The sequence below is a fragment of the Sphaerospermopsis sp. FACHB-1194 genome (genome assembly GCF_014696235.1).
In the GTDB taxonomy this organism is placed as follows: Bacteria; Cyanobacteriota; Cyanobacteriia; order Cyanobacteriales; family Nostocaceae; genus Sphaerospermopsis; species Sphaerospermopsis kisseleviana.
Genome location: NZ_JACJPU010000001.1, coordinates 41,649 through 61,771 on the forward strand (window position 1 = coordinate 41,649; position 20,123 = coordinate 61,771).

A 20,123-nucleotide genomic window follows, 5' to 3' on the forward strand; every position below is an offset into this window, starting at 1 on the left:
CCTATTCCCTATTCCCTATTCCCTATTCCCTATTCCCTATTCCCTCAAAATGTATAATATACACAGAACAAGGTGCATGATGTAAAACATAATTACTAACACTACCGATTAAAAATTCGGTGATTCCAGACAGTCCACGTCGTCCAATCACAATCAAATCCGCATTCCATTCTTTGGCAAAGTTACAAATTACTTTACCCGGACTACCAACATTTTGCGAAAATTCAGTATTAATGTTCTCAGAATTTGCTTGGGCGCAGAATTTTTGTAACATTTCCAAACCCTCGTCTTTACGCACTTCCAGCTTTTGCAAGTACCTTTTCATGCTGTCATCACCCCAGCCTGGATAGTAATCCATCTGAGAAATAACCATTACATCATGAATGCCGTCTTCATCAGGTGATAAAACGTGCAATAGCATTAATTTGGCTGATGTTAACCTTGCTAAAGACAGGGCTTGTTCAAAAACTTGCTTTCCCATGTCCGAGCGATCCAATGCAACTAAAATTTTGTTAAACATCGCTACCCCCATCTTAGCTCGCCAATTATTGAAAATAGCTCTTTCTGCTTTCTAGATTCTTGGTTAGTCAAAATATGTTTATTTCATTTGGATTTCTTGACACTAATCTTCACAATTCGTTAATTTTTCACACCTGCCCTGTGACTTGGTTTTACACTTATGCTTATAGGCAAACAATTTGAGGAACTTGTGAGGATAGATTATAGGACTTACGCAAGATATGACTAAAAACCTTATTCTTGCGTAGGGGTAATTCATGAATTACCCCTACTTTCGTTCCCTTTTGCGTAAGTCCTGGATTATTGGTAATTCAGTCAGTATTCATCTGAGAAATTGGTTAATTACAGCAGGAGTCAGGAGTAAAACTGGCTTTGTGTATAGGTTTTAATTTAGATTCTGTACCGTATGGCTAACGCCACGCTACTCTATCGGCTGACTCTCACGGCGAAGCCTCATTGATCTGCAATCTGCTGTATCCAATAGGTATGTTTGGCGTAAGCCTGAAAAAGCTGACTACTGAGGGCTGTTAGCTGAATGCTTACTGATAATCAAAGCAATTTACAGGCTAGTATTTATATTTAATTTATATTTAATTTATATTTAATTTATATTTAATTTATATTTAATTTATATTTAATTTATATTTCATCATCTACTGATTTATCAATTATTCTGACTTGTTGCCACCGAATTATTACAGAATATATATTTTCAGCTTGATATAAATTTATATTTCTACATCAATGTTACTATGTTACTATTTAATGTATAGAGTTAAACTTGTTTAAATTATATCTAGGAAAACATAATTTAATATTAAGTTGTTTTCCACTATTACCAGCTTTTAAAGCTACTAGATTAGGGAAGCTTTTAATATGAAGATTTTAGTGATCGAGGATGACCAGTTAAATGCCTATGCACTTACCACCTTTCTCACTGAGCAAAATTATGCAGTAGAAGTGGCCAATGATGGTGATGCAGGCTGGGATTTAGTCGAAACTTACGACTATGATTTAATTCTTTTAGATGTTATACTACCCAAAATGGATGGTATTAGTTTATGTAAGAAAATCCGCTCTAGTGGTCGGCAAGTACCGATTTTATTATTAACAGGATGTGATAGCTCTCACGATAAAGCCATTGGCTTAGATGCAGGTGCTGATGATTATGTAGTTAAACCTTTCAATCAAGAAGAACTTATAGCTCGTGTTAGGGCATTATTAAGACGGGGAAGCATCGCTTCACAACCTGTATTAGAATGGGGTAACTTAAGATTAGATCCCAGTAGTTGTGAAGTAATATATCAGCAGAATCTCCTCTCACTCACACCAAAAGAGTATGCTTTGTTAGAACTCTTGATGCGAAATAATCGCCGAGTCTTTAGCTGTGGCATGATTTTAGAGCATCTTTGGTCCTATGAAGACACACCGGGAGAAGAAGCCGTTCGCACCCACATTAAAGGTTTACGTATGAAGCTAAAATCAGTGGGAGCGCCTCACGATTTAGTAGAAACAGTATATGGTATTGGTTATCGTCTTAAACCCCAGGAAGATGAAGGAAAGCAATTAGGAAACAGGGGAAATAAAAAGACCAAAGAAACAGGAGAAACAGGGGTATTAAAGGATCAGAAAAGCAATTTAAAATCTCAGCAAACTCTGACAGCTATTGGGGCAATTTGGCAGCGATTTCGTGGACGGGTAGAGGAACAAGTTACTATCATAGAACAGGCAGTACAACAAATTGTAAATTCAAGCTTAAACTCAAGCTTAAACTCAAGCTTAAACTCAGAAGTGCAAACTGAAAATTCATCACTTGCGCTATCACAGGCTATTAAAGAAGCCCACACTTTAGCGGGATCTTTAGGCACTTTTGGTTTACCTAATGGTTCAGAATTAGCGAGAAAAATTGAGAAATTACTCAAATCTGGTAAAACCCTAACTACAAGTGATACAACCAATCTCAAAAATTGGGTTAAATTACTCCGTCAAGAAATTGATAGCAAAAATCAGGAAAATCTACCCTGCCATAATAATAAGCATAAACATTCTTTAAATTTACCACAACCATTAGACCAAACAACCACTAAAGCCAAAATATTAGTCGTAGATGATGACCCACAAATTTTAGCATTATTACAAACATTACTTACACCTTGGGGAATGGAAATTATTCCACTTAATTATACCCTGCATTTTTGGCAAACTTGGCAAAGCGTCCAGCCAGATATGCTAATTTTAGATATAGAAATGCCTGGTACAAATGGGATTGAATTATGTCAAATGATTCGCAATGATCCCCAAGGTAGTGAACTACCAATTTTATTTCTTACTGTCCATAACGATGTCGAAATAGTGAATCAAGTTTTTAGCGCAGGTGCTGATGATTTTGTCAGCAAACCCATCATAGAATCGGAGCTAGTTAACCGCATTATTAACAGATTAGAACGGGTGAAACTGTTAAGAAGAATGGCGCAAAATCGAAATAAGCAAGTTAATAACCTAGAAAATCAAAGTAGATTTATTCAGGAAAGTTATCACAATTTAGTAGAAGTTTATCCAGAAGCAATTTTGATTGTCAGTCAAGATAAATTTGTCTTTGTCAACAGTGCCACAGTGAAACTTTTTGGTGTTACATCAACAGCAGAATTATTAGGTAAGAAATTTATTGACTTTGTACATCCCGATTTTCAAAGGGAAATGAACAAAGAACTGCAAAATATCCAAATCAATAAACAATCAATTTCCTTGCATGAAGTTAAGTTTATCAGATTAGACGGTAGGAAAATTCATGTAGAAATAGTGGTTGCTTCTCTCACCTACCAAGGTCAATCAGCAGCCCAAATATTTGCTCGTGATATTACTCAACGCAAGCAAACAGAATTAGCACTGCACAAAGCTAAAGACGAACTAGAATTAAGAGTAGCAGAACGTACAGCCGAGTTAATTACTGTTAATCACCAATTACAATCACAACTCGATGAAAGACGACGGACACAGGAAGCCCTGCGAATTTCTCAAACTCGATTTGAAGGCATTTTAAGTATAGCTGATGATGCCATTATTTCTATTGATAGTAATCAAAAAATTACTTTATTTAATCAAGGTGCAGAAAAGATTTTTGGCTACTCTGCTCAAGAAGTGCTAGGAGAAAAACTAGATTTACTCTTACCTATGCGCTTTGCTGAACAACATCGCCATCATGTATCTGATTTTGGTAAATCTTCAGGTTCTGCTCGCAGAATGGGAGAAAGAAGAGAAATATTTGGTTGCCGCAAAGATGGTACTGAATTTCCCGCAGAAGCTTCTATTTCTAAATTAGAAGTGGGTGAAGAATGTGTTTACACAGTAATATTGCGAGATATAACTGAACGTAGACAAGTGGAAAAAATGAAAGATGAATTTGTCTCTGTTGTTAGTCATGAATTGCGTACTCCCCTAACATCAATTCACGGATCTTTAGGAATGTTAGCTAGTGGTTTATTACCAACAGATTCAGAACAGGGTAAACGCTTGTTGCAAATAGCCACTGATAGCACCGAGCGTTTAGTAAGATTAATTAATGACATTCTCGACATTGAGCGCATCGAGTCGGGTAAAGTCAAAATGGAACGGGAAACTTGTAATTCAGAAGATTTAATTAACTCGGCTGTGAATATTATGCAGCCTCTAGCCAATAAAGCTGGGGTAAAATTATCTATTTCTAGTGTATCTGTAAAACTCTGGGCTGATCCGGATCGGATCATTCAAACTTTAACAAATTTGTTGAGTAATGCGATTAAATTTTCCACATCTGGGGCTACAGTTTCCTTGCTGACAGAATTAAAAGAAAATGAGGTGCTGGTGACAGTTACAGATACTGGACGGGGAATACCATCTGATAAGTTAGATAGTATTTTTGAACGATTTCAACAAGTTGATTCTTCAGATTCACGCAACCACGATGGTACTGGTTTAGGGTTAGCGATTTGTAAGAGTATTGTACAGCAGCACGGCGGACAAATCTGGGTAAAAAGTTTGTTAAACAAAGGTAGTAGTTTTTATTTTACATTGCCAATTGGCCAGATTGATCAAACACTTGAATTAGAAAATTTAGCCACTGAAGAAACTGAAGAAATTATCATTAATAATCAGCATTCTCCTTTGGTTTTAGTTTGTGATGATGATGCGGTAATTCGTAGTGAATTAAAAAACTTATTGGAACAAGGGGGATATCGGGTAATTACAGTAGATAGTGGTGAAGAGGCGATCGCTCAAGCCGTTGCTCAACATCCCGATGTCATTGTATTAGACTTAGTCATGCCCGGTATGAATGGCTGGGAAACAATGGCACTATTAAAGAAACGTCCAGATACTCAGGATATACCAATTGTGATTTGTAGTGTCTACAAACCCAATAAAAATAATCAACCCAGTGCTAATTTTGTTGATTGGTTAAGCAAGCCAGTAGAGGAAAATTCCCTGTTAAATTCCTTGAGAAAAGTTGTATCTGAACCTTCTCGCAAAGTTAAGATTTTAATTGTTGAAGATGATCATGATTTGGCAGATTTATTAGCAACTTTGTTTGCTAGACATGATATTGAAACTTTCCTGGCTAAAACTGGTAGAGAAGCTATTCATCTCAGTCAAAAGGTAAATCCTGATTTACTAATTCTTGATTTAATCTTGCCAGAGAGTGATGGTTTTACAGTTGTAGATTGGTTAAAACAACATAATCAACTTTTTAGTATTCCCGTAGTTGTTTATTCTGCTAAGGATTTGGATGATTCGGAACGCCATCGACTAAAATTAGGACATACAGAATTTTTGACTAAAGGAAGAGTTACTACCCAAGAATTTGAACAACGGGTGATGGATCTGCTACAAAGAATTACCCATAATCATTAGTCAAGAGTCAGATCGGGAAAATGATGTTACAATCAACATCAGTATCTCACATTCCCAATCTAAAATCTAAAATCTAAAATCTAAAATCTAAAATCCAAAATTTATCAGGGGATAGAAATTATGAACAAAAAGCGAATTTTAGTAGTTGATAATGAGCAGTATATTCAAGAAGTAGCCAAAATTTGTTTAGAAACTGTTGCAGGTTGGGAAGTGCTGACAGCTAGTTCTGGGAAAGAGGGAATAGTACAAGCAGAAAATCATCAACCAGATGCTATTTTACTAGATGTCATGATGCCAGATATGGATGGAATTGCTGCTTTTGCAAATTTACAAGCAAATCCAAATACAAAAGAAATTCCTGTGATTTTGTTAACTGCCAAAATTCAAGCCGCTGATCGTCGTCGCTATGCTCAGTTAGGTATGAAAAGTGCGATCGCCAAACCATTTAATCCTCTAGAATTAGCCGGTCAAGTAGCATCTGCCTTGGGTTGGAATTTGGAAAATTAAAACAATTAATTATATCAACTATTGATTTACTCTTATTTCCTTAGCTGAATCTTAACTATAAGTGTTTTCAATCAGAGACTAAGTGAAATAATTGAATTTAATTGAGGAATGAACTTAGGGGAGGTTTTTAACATTGAATGAAACAATTATCAATTATCAATTGTCAATTATCAATTAATAACGACATTGCGTGTAAATGCAATTCCTTTTCCTCAACAGGTGAAAGATAATATTTAAACCATTGACTCGCTAATCTTCCTACTTCCTCCATAGCACCAGGTTCGCTAAACTTGTGACTAGCTTCAGGAATAATTTCTAATTGTTTATGCTGAGTGGGAATTTCTACTATTGCATCCTCATTCATAGCAATTATCGCACAATCATGACCACCAACAATCAACAAAGTTGGAGTTTGTACATAACCAAGACTTTCAATTACCAAATCAGTATAACCACTACGGCAAACAATCGCCCCCACATTCATCGGACGAGCTAATGCAGCTAAAAATGCTGCCCCACTACCTCTATTTACACCAAAGTAACCAACTTTTAAATCACGAGTCAGGGTATTTTCAAACAACCAGTCTGTGACGGTAATTAACCGCGAAGCCAGAAAACTAATATCATAACGTAAATGTTGAGTACGCTGATCAATTGCATCTTCTTCTTCCGTCAATAAATCTATTAATATAGTTGCCAATCCTTCTTGCTGACGCAACAAATGAGCTAAATAATGATTGCGGCTACTATAGCGACTACTGCCACTACAATGAGCAAATACAACAATTCCCTGAGCTTCTGGCGGTACAACTAATTCTCCTTTGAGTCTTAGTAGTCCTACCTCAATAGTAACTATTTGCTCTAAAACATTCCCAGATTCTTGAGCTTTCATTGGTTTAACCTTTTAAGTGATTGGTGATTGGTAATTGGTAATTGGTGATTGGTGATTGGTGATTGGTGATTGGTAAAATCTAAAATCGTAAGTATTCAGCTATCAGTAATCAATAATCAGCTGATAATGGCAGAAACAAAGATTTAGCAGCATTAATTGAGGAAGTTTACACTGTGTAAATCTAAAATTTCTCTCACTTCCTCATCAGTAGTTTGGGAAAAGTCTTCATACCATAATCCAATCGCAGAGAGGATTTCTGGAATTTGCAAACACACTATTTCATCTACTTCTGACTGCAATTCTTTATAAGTGCTTGTCGGTGCAACTGGTATAGCAACAACTATTTTTTGAGGTTGTTGTTGTTGAAGAATCGCAATAGCAGCACGCATAGTTGAACCAGTAGCAATACCGTCATCTATCAAAATCACAGTTTTATTTTCGACGTTTAGAGGTGGAGCATCCCCGCGATAAGTGCGATCGCGCCGCTGTAATTCTTGCAACTCCTCAGCCGCAACTGCCTGAATCGCTTCTTTATCTATTCCCAACGTATTTATCACATCAGAATTTAGTACCCCTATTCCCCCAGAAGCGATCGCCCCCATTGCCAATTCTTTATGACCAGGTACACCCAATTTTCTCACTATACAAACATCTAAAGGTGCATTTAAAGCTTTCGCTACTTCAAACGCCACTGGCACACCCCCACGCGGTAAAGCTAACACCAACAAGTTTTCTTCGTTAGCATAAGCGGTCAAATTTTGCGCTAACATTTTTCCTGCTTCTTTACGGTTGCGAAATCTTAACACCATCACCATCACCTCCTGATACTGATTTTGGATTTCGGATTTTAGCTGCAAGGATTTTGCATGGGTAACTGATAATTGGTGATTGGTAATCAATCTTTTCCCCTAACTATTACCTATGATTTTTGTAAATCTTCGTAACAGACAGAAAACTTTTAAATTTGTGATCCTTGTTGCACTGTTAAAGATACAGCCTATTTTCTTATAAAATCTCGAATCAGTTCATTCCTAATTCCTGATTTAAAAATTCTGATCCTGACTCCTGACTCCTGACTCCTGACTCCTGACTCCTGACTCCTGACTCCTGAATTCTTACAACAAGTTTACAATATTGATACTCAGCGAGTTGATGATTTATTATTCCTGCATATTTCCCAAAAATTGATTAACATGGCCAATATAGCCGAAGTTATATCAGATAAAAACCACAATAGGTATAGATTTAAAATACTCCCCAAGGAAGACTAACTATGTTTCACAAAATTTTAGTTGCTCTCGACAACTCAGAAAGAAGTCAGTATATTTTTGATCAAGCTCTATTTTTGGCTCAGGCAAGTGAGGCAGAAATGATGTTGCTTCACGTTCTATCCCCCTTAGAAGATCCTTACATCAATCCCATATTTTTGCAACCAGAAACAATTTATCCTACCTTGCATACTGAAACTATTAATCAATATATGCAAGCTTGGGATAAACTAAAACAAGATAGACTAGATTGGATGCGATCGCTAACTCAAACGGCAATTAAGGCAGGTGTCAAAACTGAATTTACCCAAACAGTAGGTGATGCAGGCCGAGTGATCTGTGAATTAGCTTTAAGTTGGCCAGCTGACTTAATTATAGTCGGTCGCAGGGGACGTACTGGCATCAGTGAAGTTTTATTAGGCAGCGTCAGCAACTACGTTTTACATCATGCTTATTGCTCTGTTCTCACCATACAAGGCCTCACGCCTCTTACCATAGAAAACACCGAAAATACAAAAGTAACTTCCACCTGAAATGATCACAATTTTTTAATATTTTTTTAATATTTGTCCCTGTGCCAACAGGGATCTTGAAATACTCCCAAATTCTGGGTTATCACTTCAATATCAGCCATAAGTCCAAATACACCAGTGCAGGTAAATGAACTACAGAATTTTAGAAAATTTCCCTTCAAAATCCAGTATCAAGCCTGGTTTACTCCTGACTACTTACTGCACAGACATTCCGCCCAAACTTCTCTACTGACTCATGAATTCTGCTGTAAGTTAAGTTTATTTGCAAATCTTCTCTTGAGAGAGTTTCTTGCTAAGTTTACTACAAAGGTTATGAACTTAGCAGCGACTATACTAGATAATAGCAATTTATCAAAGACATCCCAATTTAAAATCTTGAGGCATCAATGAATTTTACTAATCTTCACAAAAAAACAAACGAATATAAAGAACTTAAAGAAAAACCACATTGGCAAGGACCAACTGCAATCAAAACAACTGTCAAAGGTCGAGATATCAAGCCACAAGAGGCTATTAACGATATGAGCATTGGTGATGATCTTAATCGCGGTAGAGTAGCCATTTTTATTGATGGTTTAAGCTTATTTCACTGTGCCTTGCAACTAGGCATTGAAATTGACTATGTTAAATTACTTTGTCGTTTAACTCAAACCTCTAGGCTTTTACGGGCTTTCTTTTATACTGGTGTTGATGCCAGCAAAGAAAAGCAACAGGGGTTTCTGTTGTGGATGCGTCGCAATGGCTATCGTGTAGTCACCAAAGATATACTTGCAGTTTCCGAGAATGGTAAAAAACCCAATCTCAATGTGGAAATTGCTGTGGATATGATTACTCTAGCTCCCTACTACGATACTGCTGTGTTAGTCAGTGGAGATGGAGATTTAGCCTATGCTGTCAATGCAGTTACCAGCTTGGGATCTAGAGTAGAAGTAATTGGCCTACAAAGCATGACCAGTGATAGCCTGATTGATGTGGCTGATTATTTCATTGATTTCGACAGTATTAAACAGTACATTCAAAAAGATTCTCAAGTCGGTTATACTTATCGGTCTTCGTCTACTTCCCAACTTTAAATTCCCATTTAATTACTTTAACTACTGACTCTTCACTCCTGAATTTTGAGGTCAGCATTTTCCCAGCTATTTTGTCTGTTCCAAATTAACTGGTTCTAGTACATCTAATGAGGATGTAGCTGATGCTGCATTTTATTTGCCACTTTTTTAGACCTGTGCTATACCAAAAAAGGAATAGCTGATTAACATTTATATGTATAATTGCTATCCTAACTACCTTATCAATTGATAATTGTCCATTGTGAAAGACTTGGCGCAAAATGTATGAGAGGAAGTAATCAGAACCAAAAAATTATTTAGGAGTGCAAATAGTGACCCAGATCCAATTAACATTAGTGATTAGTTACCTACTAATGACTTGCTATTTTTTTACCAATTGGTTAAAGTTTTCCCTTCTTCACCCTACATATACACCAGAGGATAAATTTTTATCCTTTGTTATGTTTGTAATCACTACCATTTTCTGGCCTGTAATTATTCCCATATCTTGCTTCAAAATCCTCAAAAATCGCCAATTGGAATCTAATACTATAATTCCTGTGCTTTTAGCTATTTTTGCTCTTAGCTTTTCCTACTATATCACCTCTCTTTGAATAGTTATCATATCTGTTTGGAAAGGTAACAGGTAACAGGTAACAGGTAACAGGTAACAGAAGGCAAAAGACAAGAGGCAAAATAATTTTAGATTTTAGATTTTAGAGGTTGTTTGAAAACTTTTTCGTGTGGGATTTGACACCCGCAGATTCCCCATTATCCCCCTGAAAAAGCAGGGCATTTTCCAAGTCGGGGGTAAATTGCAAAATCATTTCCCCAAAACCCTTTTCCACAGGTCAATAGAGGCTTTTTTTTCTAATTTTTGATTAATTAATATGAAAAACAAGCCCAAATATTGATGGTCAAAAGGTTCTAGCGATCGCAAATTTAGAGAATGAAAACGCCCTGCTTTGTAAGGGTGGTTGGGTGTATCTCCATGAATTCTAATACTTTTCCAACATCCTCTGAGATTGGAGATAACAAAAACAATCCAAAATCCAAAATCCAAAATAAATAACTCCTGCTTCCTGCCCACTCTAATTATTGGAGATTTGTGGGAAAAGTTCCAGGTCTAACAGCGATATTAATACTTTGTCCATTGCGACGTAAATCTAAGCGTAAATTCCCTCCCACTTGTGCTTTTTCTACCGCTTTCTGTACAGCAGATGCTTCTGTTACTGCTTCACCGTTTAGCCTTTGAATCACATCCCCAGCACGTATTCCAGCTTTCGCTGCGGGTGAGTCGGGCATGACTCTAACTATTAATACTCCTTGATTTTCATTCACAGTTAAACCACTGTTGGGATCTGAATTAATCCGTTGCCTTAACTCAGGTGTGATCCCTACCATCTGAATGCCTAAATATGGATGTTGCGCTTTACCTGTAGTGATTAATTGATCAGAAATTCGTTTTGCTGTATTAATAGGAATTGAAAATCCTAAACCTTGCGCTCCCTGAATGATTGCTGTATTCATACCAATCACTTCTCCACGAGCATTTAGCAATGGACCGCCAGAGTTACCAGGGTTAATTGCTGCGTCGGTTTGAATAAATTCTACTCGTTTATCAGGAACACCTACTTGGTTGCTAGAACGTCCTGTGGCGCTAATAATACCTGTAGTTACAGTATTATCTAAACCCAAGGGATTACCAATAGCGATCGCCCATTGTCCCGGTTGTAACTGATCAGAATTACCCAAAGTCACCGTCGGTAAATTATTCGCTTCAATCTTTACCACTGCCACATCAGTTAATTCATCTTTTCCTACTACTTTACCTTGAAAAGTGCGTCCATCCTTTAAAGTGACTGTCACCCTATCCGCACCTTCAACCACATGAGCATTGGTAAGAATACGACCATCCGCACTTATGATGAAACCTGAACCCGCACCTCTTTCTACCCGGTTTCCTCCTTGCGGTAATCTTGACCCAAAAAACTGCCGGAAAAACGGATCATTAAATTCTTCCGGTATCCTGCTTTGCACAGTGCGGGAAGAATTAATTCGCACCACCGCAGGTCCTACTCTCTGTACAACCTGAGTCACAAAATTCGGATCTGTGTTTCCTGGTAATGGCGGCGCTGCGTTTACACTTTGTACAGCTAGTTTAGATGCAGTTTCAGCCACTTGCTGTTGGTTATTTGCTAAATAGCCTCCTGCAAAAGTCATCCCTGATCCCAGCAACACCAAGGATAAAGAAGCCGCTGCTTTTTTCCAAGGCGCATGATCATGGCTTTTGGTTAACAGATTATCTTTGTCTTGAGGTTGGTTTTGCATTTCTTTATCTGAAAGGATATTTAGAGTTGTTACTAATGTAGATATTTTTTTGGCAGATTTTGTTGCCCAATTCCAGCAGGGTCAACTTTTTAGCTGCTATTAATCAGCACCAGTATTTAGGGCTTGCTGAATAAACCCAAAATACTCGTAAATCAAAGGTTTGAGGCTGATCAGGAGGAAAGAAAGTGCAAGATTTTTGAAGGGTATACCTTAAAAACTGTGCATTTTGGGTCTGATAAATTAGAAAATCTGGGGATAACAGATAGCTAAAACTATTCCCTATTCCCTATTCCCTGCCTCAACGAAGGGACTTTTTCAGCAAACCCTATTTAGTGAGATACACCTACAAATGTAAATTTTTCCAAAAAATTTATAAAATCTGTTAAGATTATAGCAACTCACCTGATTTCACTATACAAGACCTACCCAACTTGAAAATTCGGGAAACCGGATAGCGGTTTTTTAAAAGCTGACACCTTGACAAAATTCTATCTCTAATATTACCTTAAAATAACGACCGTTCGATATAAAAAACAACAAAACATCAAATATGCCGAAAATTGTGGATCATGAACAATACCGCAAAGAATTACTCGGCAAGTGTTTTGACTTATTTGCCGATAAAGGATATGGCGCTATCACCATGCGGCAAATTGCTAACGGTTTAGGGGTTTCCACGGGTACTCTTTATCATTACTTCCCCAGTAAACAAGCTTTATTTGAGCAACTGGTAGAAGAAATTAGTCAGCAAGATGTGATTGCAGCTTTAGCAGAATTAGGAGGGAAAAACAACATTTCAGAAATGATGACAGCTTTGGGTAATTATCTTGTCAACAATGAAGATTACCTAATTAAATGGACCTATGTTTGGGTTGATTTTTGTCAAAATCAAGACTCAAAAACCATGCTGAATAATAGCAAAGTTTTTAAACGTGCTAACAAAAGATATCAACAAGCAGCTTGTGAATTTTTGGGTATTGAAGATCAAGTTTTAGCATCATTTGTATTGAGTTTTGTCAACGGTGTAATTCTGGAAAAATTATGGGGTGATGAAACAATTGATTTCCTGGAACAATGCCAACTTTTAGGGGAAATGTTAACAGCTTATTTACAGACAAAGAAAAAGTAAATATCATTAATTGAACGCAGATAGACGCAGATAAACGCAGATTTTTTTATTGTGGGGAGTCAAGAAAATGAGTTATAAATTATTATTGAAACCAGGAAATCAAGGGTTAATTGTTTTGGTTTTAGCCGCCACAGCTATAACTGCGGGAATTGTAATTTACGGTATTTCTAATTTTAGTAAAATTGGCAATGCCACCACTGGAGAATTAACAGAAACTGGTGCTATTCCTAGTAAGGTGACAACTTTAGGAAGATTAGAACCAGAAACAGAAGTAATTAAGCTATCTGCACCTTTAGCATTAGATGGAGATAGAGTAGAAAAAATCCTCTTTAAAGAAGGTAATATAGTGAAAGCAGGAGAGGTAATAGCGATTTTAACATCCCGTTATGCCTTAGAAAATGCTGTCCAACAAGCTGAGAAACAAGTGAGAGTTGCCCAAGCCAAACTTGAGCAAATAAAAGCTGGAGCTAAAACTGGAGAAATTCAAGCACAAACAGCTAATGTTGAGAGAATAAAAGCCCAGTATGAAGGTGATAAAAACGCCCAACAACAAAATATTGCCAGAATAGAAGCTCAATGGCAAGGTGATAGAATTGCCCAACAAGCAACTATTAATAAATTAACCGCAGAATTAAATAATGCAGAATCAGAATATCAACGTTATCAACAGTTATATTCAGAGGGTGCAATTTCTAATTCTTTAATTGATAGTAAACGGTTAAATGTGGAAACTGCCAAACAAAAATTAAGTGAAGCAAAAGCAGTTATTGAACGTATAAATTCTACAGCAACCAAACAATTAGCAGAAGCAAAAGTAGCATTAAATAGAATTAACACTACTAGCAATAAACAAATTAGCGAAGCCAAAGCTACACTTAACAGTATTGCCGAAGTTCGTCCTGTAGATGTGAACTTAGCACAAACAGAAGTTGAAAGTGCGATCGCTGATCTTAAACGCGCCCAAACCGAACTCCAAGCAGCATTTATTCGCGCTCCCATGACAGGAAAAATTCTCAAAATTCATACCCGTGTCGGTGAGAAAATAAGTGAATCTGGTATTGCTGACTTTGCACAAACAGAACAAATGTTAGCAGTAGCAGAAGTTTATCAAACTGATATTAGTAAGATAAAGATTGGACAAAAAGCTGTAATTATCAGTCCTACATTTACAGGTGAACTGCTCGGAGAAGTTGCCCAAATTGGTTTACAAGTCAATCGTCAAAATGTGTTTAGTAACCAACCAGGGGAAAATTTAGACAGTCGAGTTATTGAAGTTAAAATTAAACTCACTCCTGAAGATAGTAAAAAAGTTGCAGGTTTAACCAACTTACAAGTACAAACAGCAATTGAATTGTAATGGGTAATGGGTAATTGGTAATTGGTAATTGGTAATTGCTAATTGGTTAAAATGTTTTCCTCTTCTAAATTCTAACTCCTGACTCCTGACTCCTGACTAACAACTAATGACTAAAAAACTATTTCTGAAAACACCTCTTGCTTTGCGTCAGTTAATGAAAGAAAAAACGCGGTTAGCTGTTGCAGTCGCGGGAATTACTTTTGCTGATATGTTGATTTTTATTCAGATGGGTTTTGAAAGTGCATTGTTTGATGCAGCTATTCAACCACATCGCAATTTATCCGCAGATTTAGTATTGATTAATCCTCAGTTTAATACCTTGTTTTCTGTAAAAAGTTTTTCCAGAGATAAACTATATCAAGCATTAAGTTATAATGGAGTAAAATCAGTTAATTCTGTTTATATTGGTACAGGACAATGGCGCAATCCTGAAACACGAATTGATCGAGCTATTTTAGTTTGGGGAGTCGATCCAAATCAACCAGGATTGAAATTTCCAGAAGTGCAAAAAAATAATGATGCTCTCAAACCACTAAATCAAGTGATGTTTGATCAAGCTGGCCGTCCAGAATATGGTGCTGTAGGTGAAATATTCCAAAAAACAGGCAATTTTCAAACAGAATTAAATAGCAAATCTGTGAGTGTTAAAGGTGTATTTAGTAATGGTGCTTCCTTTGCTGCTGATGGTAATGTGATTACGAGTGATTCCACTTTTTTGCAATTATTTCCTGAACGTAAACCCGATCAAATTGAAGTAGGTTTAATTAATCTCCAACCGGGTGCAGATGTGGAGAAAATCAAAACACAACTGAGAATAGGATTAAATCCAGATCCTAAAAATCCCTTTGTAGAAATAGGAACACCAGAAGATTTTGCCCAAAAAGAAAAGAATTATTGGGCTAATGGTACAGGTATTGGTTTTATTTTTGGTTTGGGTGTAGGAGTTGGATTTATTGTTGGTATTGTGATTGTTTATCAGATTCTTTATTCTGACGTTTCCGATCATCTTCCAGAATATGCAACTCTTAAAGCAATGGGTTATACAGATAGTTATCTTTTAGGAGTTTTAATACAAGAGGCTTTATTATTAGCTATTTTAGGTTATTTACCGGCATTTTTTCTTTCTTTTGGATTATATCAACTCACCTTTGCAGCCACTATGTTACCCATTTCCATGAAAGTAGATCGGGCAATTACAGTGTTTATTATGACGGTAATTATGTGTAGTGTTTCAGGAGCGATCGCCCTGAAAAAACTTCGTTCTGCTGACCCTGCGGACATTTTTTAAAGTTGCTAAAAAGTTCGTAGTCAGGACTTTAGTCCTGATGTGTTCAGCAAGAATAGGCAATAAATTACTGACTACAAACCATCACAAAATACTCACAACAAACCATGTTAAAAATTAATACTCAATCAAAAATTGCTTCAGATACAGTAATTCATGTTACTCAACTCAATCATTATTTTGGTGAAAGAAATTTAAAAAAACAAGTATTATTTGATATAAACTTAGAAATTAAAGCCGGGGAAATTGTGATTATGACCGGTCCTTCTGGTTCAGGTAAAACCACCTTATTATCATTAATGGGTGGGTTACGTTCTGCTCAAGCAGGAAGTTTGCAAATATTAAATCAAGAAATGCGGGGAGCAAGTAAAAGCAAGTTAACTAAATTGCGTCGTCAAATTGGTTATATTTTCCAAGCGCATAATTTGATGACCTTTTTAACAGCTAAAGAAAATGTGAGAATGTCCTTAGAGTTGCATAAAGAATATTTAAATCAAGATATTAATACTAAAGCTATTTCCATGTTAGAAGAAGTTGGGTTAGGAGATCGTGTAGATTACTATCCAGAGAGTTTATCAGGAGGACAAAAACAAAGAGTAGCGATCGCCCGTGCTTTAGTGAGTCATCCTAAAATAGTATTAGCAGATGAACCTACTGCTTCATTAGATAAACAATCAGGACGGGATGTGGTAGAATTAATGCAAAAATTAGCGAAAGAGCAAGGTTGTACCATTTTGCTTGTGACTCACGATAACCGCATTTTAGATATAGCAGATCGGATTATTTATATGGAAGATGGAAAAATGAACTAGAGATAGACTACTTCATTGAGTCTGGAGTGTTTACATCCCAGCAGTAGGTTGAGATTTTTGAGACTTCCTCTGGGATAGTTGCCTCAAACTAATTTGATGGTAAGCATTCAGTTATTATTAGCAAACGGCCATCTGAAACAACCTGTCAGACTAAAGCATCTGACAATCATAATCAAAGAATTTGTACTCTGTTGAAAACATGAAGAGCCATACTGATCAACAGTGGATTATTAAAAAATTAGGGACAGCACCATTACGACGGATACTAATAGTTCCATTTGTTTTACAAATTGTCTGTGTTGTTGCCCTAGTGGGATATTTTTCCTATCAAAACGGCTCCTTGGCAGTTAACAAACTAGTTGTTGATTTACAGTTAGAAATTAATGATCGCATTCAGCAGAAAATTAGTAATTATTTGGAAACACCTGTTAAGATCAATCAATTAAATGTAGATGCTTACGAATCTGGACAACTGAACTTATTGAATTTTTCAGCTACCGGTAAGTATTTTGTCAAACAGTTACGAACATTTGGAGCTAGTTATATTCAATTTGCTACAGCGAGAGGCGAATATATTGGTGCTGGTGATTACGGTGCTGGAATAGCGCAAATTGCAGAAATTCCTCTAGGGAAAGAACAGGGAAAGTCTTATAAATATAATACAAATTTGGCAGGCGATCGCACAAAATTAGTTGCCGTGCAAGCTTATGAACCCAGAAACGAAGCTTGGTTTTCTCAAGTAGTGAAAGTAGGTAAACCAATCTGGAGCAAAATCTACAATTGGGACACAAATCCAGAAGTTATGTCAATTGCTGCCAGCTATCCACTTTATGATCGTCAAGGAAAATTTATTGGCGCTCTTGGCACAGATTTAAGTTTAACTTACATCAGTAATTTTTTGCAACAGCTAAAACCAGAATCTTTAGGTAAAGCATTTATTCTAGAACGGTCAGGAATGCTAGTTGCCAGTTCTACCCAAGAAAGCCCATTTCAAATGCTTAATGGTAAAGCACAAAGATTGCAAGTTTCTAACAGTCAAGACTTAATTATTCGGCAGGTGGGGACAAAAATTCATAAAAAATGGGGCAGTTTCACAAATATTGTCAATGAGGAACAAATACAAGTCAAAATTAAACATCAAAAATATTTTGTGCTCATTTCTCCTTGGCAAGATGATCTTGGTTTAGATTGGTTGATAGTGATCGTTTTGCCAGAATCAAATTTTATGGCAGAAATTAAATCTGCTACTGAAAAAACCATTTTCTTGTGCGGTGTAGCTTTTTTATTGTCCACAGCAATGGGATTCTTCACTACACAGTTAATTGCCCAACCATTACTGAAATTAAATTTAGCAGCTAGACAAATTGCTCAAGGAGACTTTCAGAAAATATCGCCAATTTCGACTCCCATTATTGAAGTTCGTGAACCGTCTGATTCATTTACCCAAATGGCAGAACAATTACAGCAATCATTTACTGAATTGACTGAGAGTAAAGCAGAACTTAACCAATTTTTGGAAAGTTTGCCCATAGGAGTAGCGATTCATCAAATTGATGGTTCTGTAGTTTACTTAAACCAAGTTACTAAATCCTTACTAGGAATAGAAACAATTAGTGAGCAAGACTTAGATAATTTGGCTACGGTTGATCAACTTTATGTAATGGGAACAGACCAACTTTATCCTAAAGATAGATTACCATTTGTGCGGGCATTAGAGGGAGAGTATATACAAATTGAAGAAATTGAAATTCACAGCAATGGCAAGATAAAACCAACAGCAGTATGGGCAGAAATGCAATATGTAGGTCGAGATATCACGGATCGTAAACTTGCAGAAGCAGCCTTAGCCGTAAGGGAACGTTATCTTTCAACTTTGGTAAATGTTCAGAATTACCTGTTAGTTAATGAATTTGACACTAACTACTACACACAAATTCTGCAATGGTTAGGAGAAACATCATCTGCATCCCGTGTTTATCTGTTTGCCAATCATGATGATGCAGATGGTAATTTTTTGACAAGCCAAAAATCTGAATGGTGTAATCAAGGCATTGATTCACAAATTGATAACCCTAACTTGCAAAATTTTCCCTACGGCCAGTTCTTTCCCAGATGGGTAGAAACTCTTTCTAGTGGCAAGATTATCAATGGTGTGGTTAGTGATTTTCCCAATTCAGAAAGGGAAATTTTACAACCCCAGGGAATTTTGGCTATCTTAGTCTTACCCTTGTTGGTGAATGGTCAGTTTTGGGGTTTTATTGGGTTTGATAATTGTATAACTGCTGAAATTTGGGAAAGGGCAGAGGTAAACTTGCTCAGTGCAGCAGCAGCAGCGATTTCGGCACATCTAGAACGGCAACAAGCTAGACGTGAACTTGTAGAGGCCAAAGAGGCAGCTGAAACTGCCAACCGTGCCAAAAGTCAGTTTCTTGCTAGTATGAGTCATGAGTTAAGGACTCCCCTAAATGCCATTATTGGATTTAGTCAGCTATTAGAAAAAGATGCCAGTCTACAAGCAGAACAAAGGGATTTTATTAACACCATCAATCAAAGTGCTGAACATCTACTTTCACTGATTGATGATGTGTTAGAAATGTCCAAAATTGAAGCGGGGAAAGTTTTCTTAAATGAAAAATCCTGTCACCTGCGCCAGTTAGTAACTACTTTGATGAAGATGCTAAGACAGCAAGCAGAATCTAAAGGATTATCTTTGGAGTTGGAACTGGGGGAAAATTTGCCAGATTTCATTATTACAGATGATGCTAAGTTGCGTCAGGTGCTGATTAATTTGTTGGGTAATGCTATTAAGTTTACTGAGCATGGAGGTATTACCCTAGTAGTGGAAAATATGGAATCATTGGATAAAGGTTATCACTTACTTTTTGCAGTAGAAGATACAGGTGTGGGTATTGCTGGGGAAGAAATAGAAACTATTTTTGAAGTTTTTGGACAATCGGAAGCAGGAAGGCGATCGCAAACAGGAACTGGTTTAGGGCTACCGATCAGTCGCAAGTTTGTAGAAATCATGGGTGGACAATTAACAGTAGAAAGTACCTTGGGTGTTGGTAGTAAATTCCGGTTTGATATTCAAGCCAAGAAGGTTGAGTCACCAGCTTTGAAAGATGTAAATTCTCAACCAAGTTCCTTGAATTCTGCAAAAGTCTTGGTTGTGGATGATAATGCCGTAAACCGCAAATTTGCCTTATTGATGTTGAAACGTTTGGGATACCAAGCTCAAGCAGTAGATAGTGGAGAAGAGGCAATTGAAATATTGCAACATCAGCATTTTGATGTGATATTAATGGATATACAAATGCCTGGTATGGATGGACTGGAAACAACCCAAAGAATTCGGACTTTGTACAGCGATCGCCAACAACTCACTATTATTGGCTTCACTGCCGATATTTCCTCAGAAACCCGTCATAAATGTTTGGCTATGGGTATGAATAATTTTATCTCTAAACCTGTCAAACTGGAAACACTCCAACAAGCCTTACTTTGAATCACAGCAGGAGGTAAGAGGTAGAAGTTATTTAATTTTGCTTTTAATT

At 36.8% G+C, this 20,123-nt stretch carries 15 protein-coding genes; 10 read left to right on the forward strand and 5 right to left on the reverse strand.

Going from position 1 to position 20,123, the window contains the following annotated elements:
- Positions 1 to 22: 22 nt before the first annotated feature.
- Positions 23 to 520 (reverse strand): universal stress protein, encoded by a 498-nt coding sequence (locus H6F45_RS00185; protein WP_137666159.1) that lies wholly within the window; start codon positions 518 to 520, stop codon positions 23 to 25.
- Positions 521 to 776: 256 nt separating this feature from the next.
- Between H6F45_RS00185 and H6F45_RS26830 the strand changes: the two genes are divergently transcribed.
- From H6F45_RS26830 to H6F45_RS00195, 3 genes are all read left to right on the forward strand, one after another.
- Positions 777 to 908 carry a hypothetical protein gene (locus tag H6F45_RS26830; protein ID WP_277876943.1) on the forward strand — a complete coding sequence of 44 codons (132 nt, stop codon included), beginning with the start codon at positions 777 to 779 and terminating at the stop codon, positions 906 to 908.
- A 487-nt stretch (positions 909 to 1,395) separates the two neighbouring features.
- Entirely contained in the window at positions 1,396 to 5,403 is a 4,008-nt protein-coding gene (locus H6F45_RS00190) for a response regulator (protein WP_190346143.1), read from the forward strand.
- Positions 5,404 to 5,523: 120 nt separating this feature from the next.
- The gene (locus H6F45_RS00195) at positions 5,524 to 5,910 is read left to right on the forward strand and encodes a response regulator (protein WP_096571652.1); all 387 of its coding nucleotides are present in this window, start codon (positions 5,524 to 5,526) and stop codon (positions 5,908 to 5,910) included.
- Positions 5,911 to 6,073: 163 nt separating this feature from the next.
- On the opposite strand, the gene H6F45_RS00200 is transcribed toward H6F45_RS00195, so the two are convergent.
- Both H6F45_RS00200 and H6F45_RS00205 read right to left on the reverse strand, forming a co-directional pair.
- On the reverse strand, positions 6,074 to 6,802 hold the full coding sequence (locus tag H6F45_RS00200) for a hypothetical protein (protein WP_190346144.1): 729 nt from the start codon (positions 6,800 to 6,802) through the stop codon (positions 6,074 to 6,076).
- Positions 6,803 to 6,954: 152 nt separating this feature from the next.
- Complete coding sequence (locus H6F45_RS00205; protein ID WP_190346245.1) at positions 6,955 to 7,611, reverse strand: phosphoribosyltransferase; 657 nt, start codon at positions 7,609 to 7,611, stop codon at positions 6,955 to 6,957.
- Between the two features lie 464 nt (positions 7,612 to 8,075).
- Between H6F45_RS00205 and H6F45_RS00210 the strand changes: the two genes are divergently transcribed.
- Together H6F45_RS00210 and H6F45_RS00215 are read left to right on the forward strand one after the other, a co-directional pair.
- Positions 8,076 to 8,603 (forward strand): universal stress protein, encoded by a 528-nt coding sequence (locus H6F45_RS00210; RefSeq protein ID WP_137666156.1) that lies wholly within the window; start codon positions 8,076 to 8,078, stop codon positions 8,601 to 8,603.
- Between the two features lie 386 nt (positions 8,604 to 8,989).
- Positions 8,990 to 9,676, forward strand: coding sequence for an NYN domain-containing protein (locus H6F45_RS00215; protein ID WP_096571648.1), 687 nt, complete (start codon positions 8,990 to 8,992; stop codon positions 9,674 to 9,676).
- A gap of 802 nt (positions 9,677 to 10,478) precedes the next feature.
- Here H6F45_RS00215 and H6F45_RS00220 read toward each other — a convergent pair.
- Positions 10,479 to 10,718 (reverse strand): hypothetical protein, encoded by a 240-nt coding sequence (locus H6F45_RS00220; protein WP_190346145.1) that lies wholly within the window; start codon positions 10,716 to 10,718, stop codon positions 10,479 to 10,481.
- A 32-nt stretch (positions 10,719 to 10,750) separates the two neighbouring features.
- Positions 10,751 to 11,986 (reverse strand): HhoA/HhoB/HtrA family serine endopeptidase, encoded by a 1,236-nt coding sequence (locus H6F45_RS00225; protein WP_096571646.1) that lies wholly within the window; start codon positions 11,984 to 11,986, stop codon positions 10,751 to 10,753.
- A 550-nt stretch (positions 11,987 to 12,536) separates the two neighbouring features.
- Between H6F45_RS00225 and H6F45_RS00230 the strand changes: the two genes are divergently transcribed.
- The 5 genes from H6F45_RS00230 to H6F45_RS00250 all read left to right on the forward strand — a co-directional run bounded on the left by H6F45_RS00230 (position 12,537) and on the right by H6F45_RS00250 (position 20,074).
- On the forward strand, positions 12,537 to 13,115 hold the full coding sequence (locus H6F45_RS00230; RefSeq protein ID WP_096571645.1) for a TetR/AcrR family transcriptional regulator: 579 nt from the start codon (positions 12,537 to 12,539) through the stop codon (positions 13,113 to 13,115).
- Between the two features lie 67 nt (positions 13,116 to 13,182).
- The gene (locus H6F45_RS00235; RefSeq protein ID WP_137666153.1) at positions 13,183 to 14,472 is read left to right on the forward strand and encodes an ABC exporter membrane fusion protein; all 1,290 of its coding nucleotides are present in this window, start codon (positions 13,183 to 13,185) and stop codon (positions 14,470 to 14,472) included.
- A 106-nt stretch (positions 14,473 to 14,578) separates the two neighbouring features.
- Complete coding sequence (gene devC / locus H6F45_RS00240) at positions 14,579 to 15,760, forward strand: ABC transporter permease DevC (protein ID WP_137666152.1); 1,182 nt, start codon at positions 14,579 to 14,581, stop codon at positions 15,758 to 15,760.
- 104 nt (positions 15,761 to 15,864) lie between these two features.
- On the forward strand, positions 15,865 to 16,569 hold the full coding sequence (locus tag H6F45_RS00245; protein WP_137666151.1) for a DevA family ABC transporter ATP-binding protein: 705 nt from the start codon (positions 15,865 to 15,867) through the stop codon (positions 16,567 to 16,569).
- Between the two features lie 199 nt (positions 16,570 to 16,768).
- On the forward strand, positions 16,769 to 20,074 hold the full coding sequence (locus tag H6F45_RS00250) for a response regulator (RefSeq protein WP_190346146.1): 3,306 nt from the start codon (positions 16,769 to 16,771) through the stop codon (positions 20,072 to 20,074).
- The last annotated feature ends 49 nt before the right edge of the window (positions 20,075 to 20,123 follow it).

Bases quoted from the DNA above. Each gene is read 5' to 3' on its own strand.
- H6F45_RS00185 (WP_137666159.1), bottom strand. From the start codon at position 520: ATGTTTAACAAAATTTTAGTTGCATTGGATCGCTCGGACATGGGAAAG.
- H6F45_RS26830 (WP_277876943.1), top strand. From the start codon at position 777: ATGAATTACCCCTACTTTCGTTCCCTTTTGCGTAAGTCCTGGATTATT.
- H6F45_RS00190 (WP_190346143.1), top strand. From the start codon at position 1,396: ATGAAGATTTTAGTGATCGAGGATGACCAGTTAAATGCCTATGCACTT.
- H6F45_RS00195 (WP_096571652.1), top strand. From the start codon at position 5,524: ATGAACAAAAAGCGAATTTTAGTAGTTGATAATGAGCAGTATATTCAA.
- H6F45_RS00200 (WP_190346144.1), bottom strand. From the start codon at position 6,802: ATGAAAGCTCAAGAATCTGGGAATGTTTTAGAGCAAATAGTTACTATT.
- H6F45_RS00205 (WP_190346245.1), bottom strand. From the start codon at position 7,611: ATGGTGTTAAGATTTCGCAACCGTAAAGAAGCAGGAAAAATGTTAGCG.
- H6F45_RS00210 (WP_137666156.1), top strand. From the start codon at position 8,076: ATGTTTCACAAAATTTTAGTTGCTCTCGACAACTCAGAAAGAAGTCAG.
- H6F45_RS00215 (WP_096571648.1), top strand. From the start codon at position 8,990: ATGAATTTTACTAATCTTCACAAAAAAACAAACGAATATAAAGAACTT.
- H6F45_RS00225 (WP_096571646.1), bottom strand. From the start codon at position 11,986: ATGCAAAACCAACCTCAAGACAAAGATAATCTGTTAACCAAAAGCCAT.
- H6F45_RS00230 (WP_096571645.1), top strand. From the start codon at position 12,537: ATGCCGAAAATTGTGGATCATGAACAATACCGCAAAGAATTACTCGGC.
- H6F45_RS00235 (WP_137666153.1), top strand. From the start codon at position 13,183: ATGAGTTATAAATTATTATTGAAACCAGGAAATCAAGGGTTAATTGTT.
- devC (WP_137666152.1), top strand. From the start codon at position 14,579: ATGACTAAAAAACTATTTCTGAAAACACCTCTTGCTTTGCGTCAGTTA.
- H6F45_RS00245 (WP_137666151.1), top strand. From the start codon at position 15,865: ATGTTAAAAATTAATACTCAATCAAAAATTGCTTCAGATACAGTAATT.
- H6F45_RS00250 (WP_190346146.1), top strand. From the start codon at position 16,769: ATGAAGAGCCATACTGATCAACAGTGGATTATTAAAAAATTAGGGACA.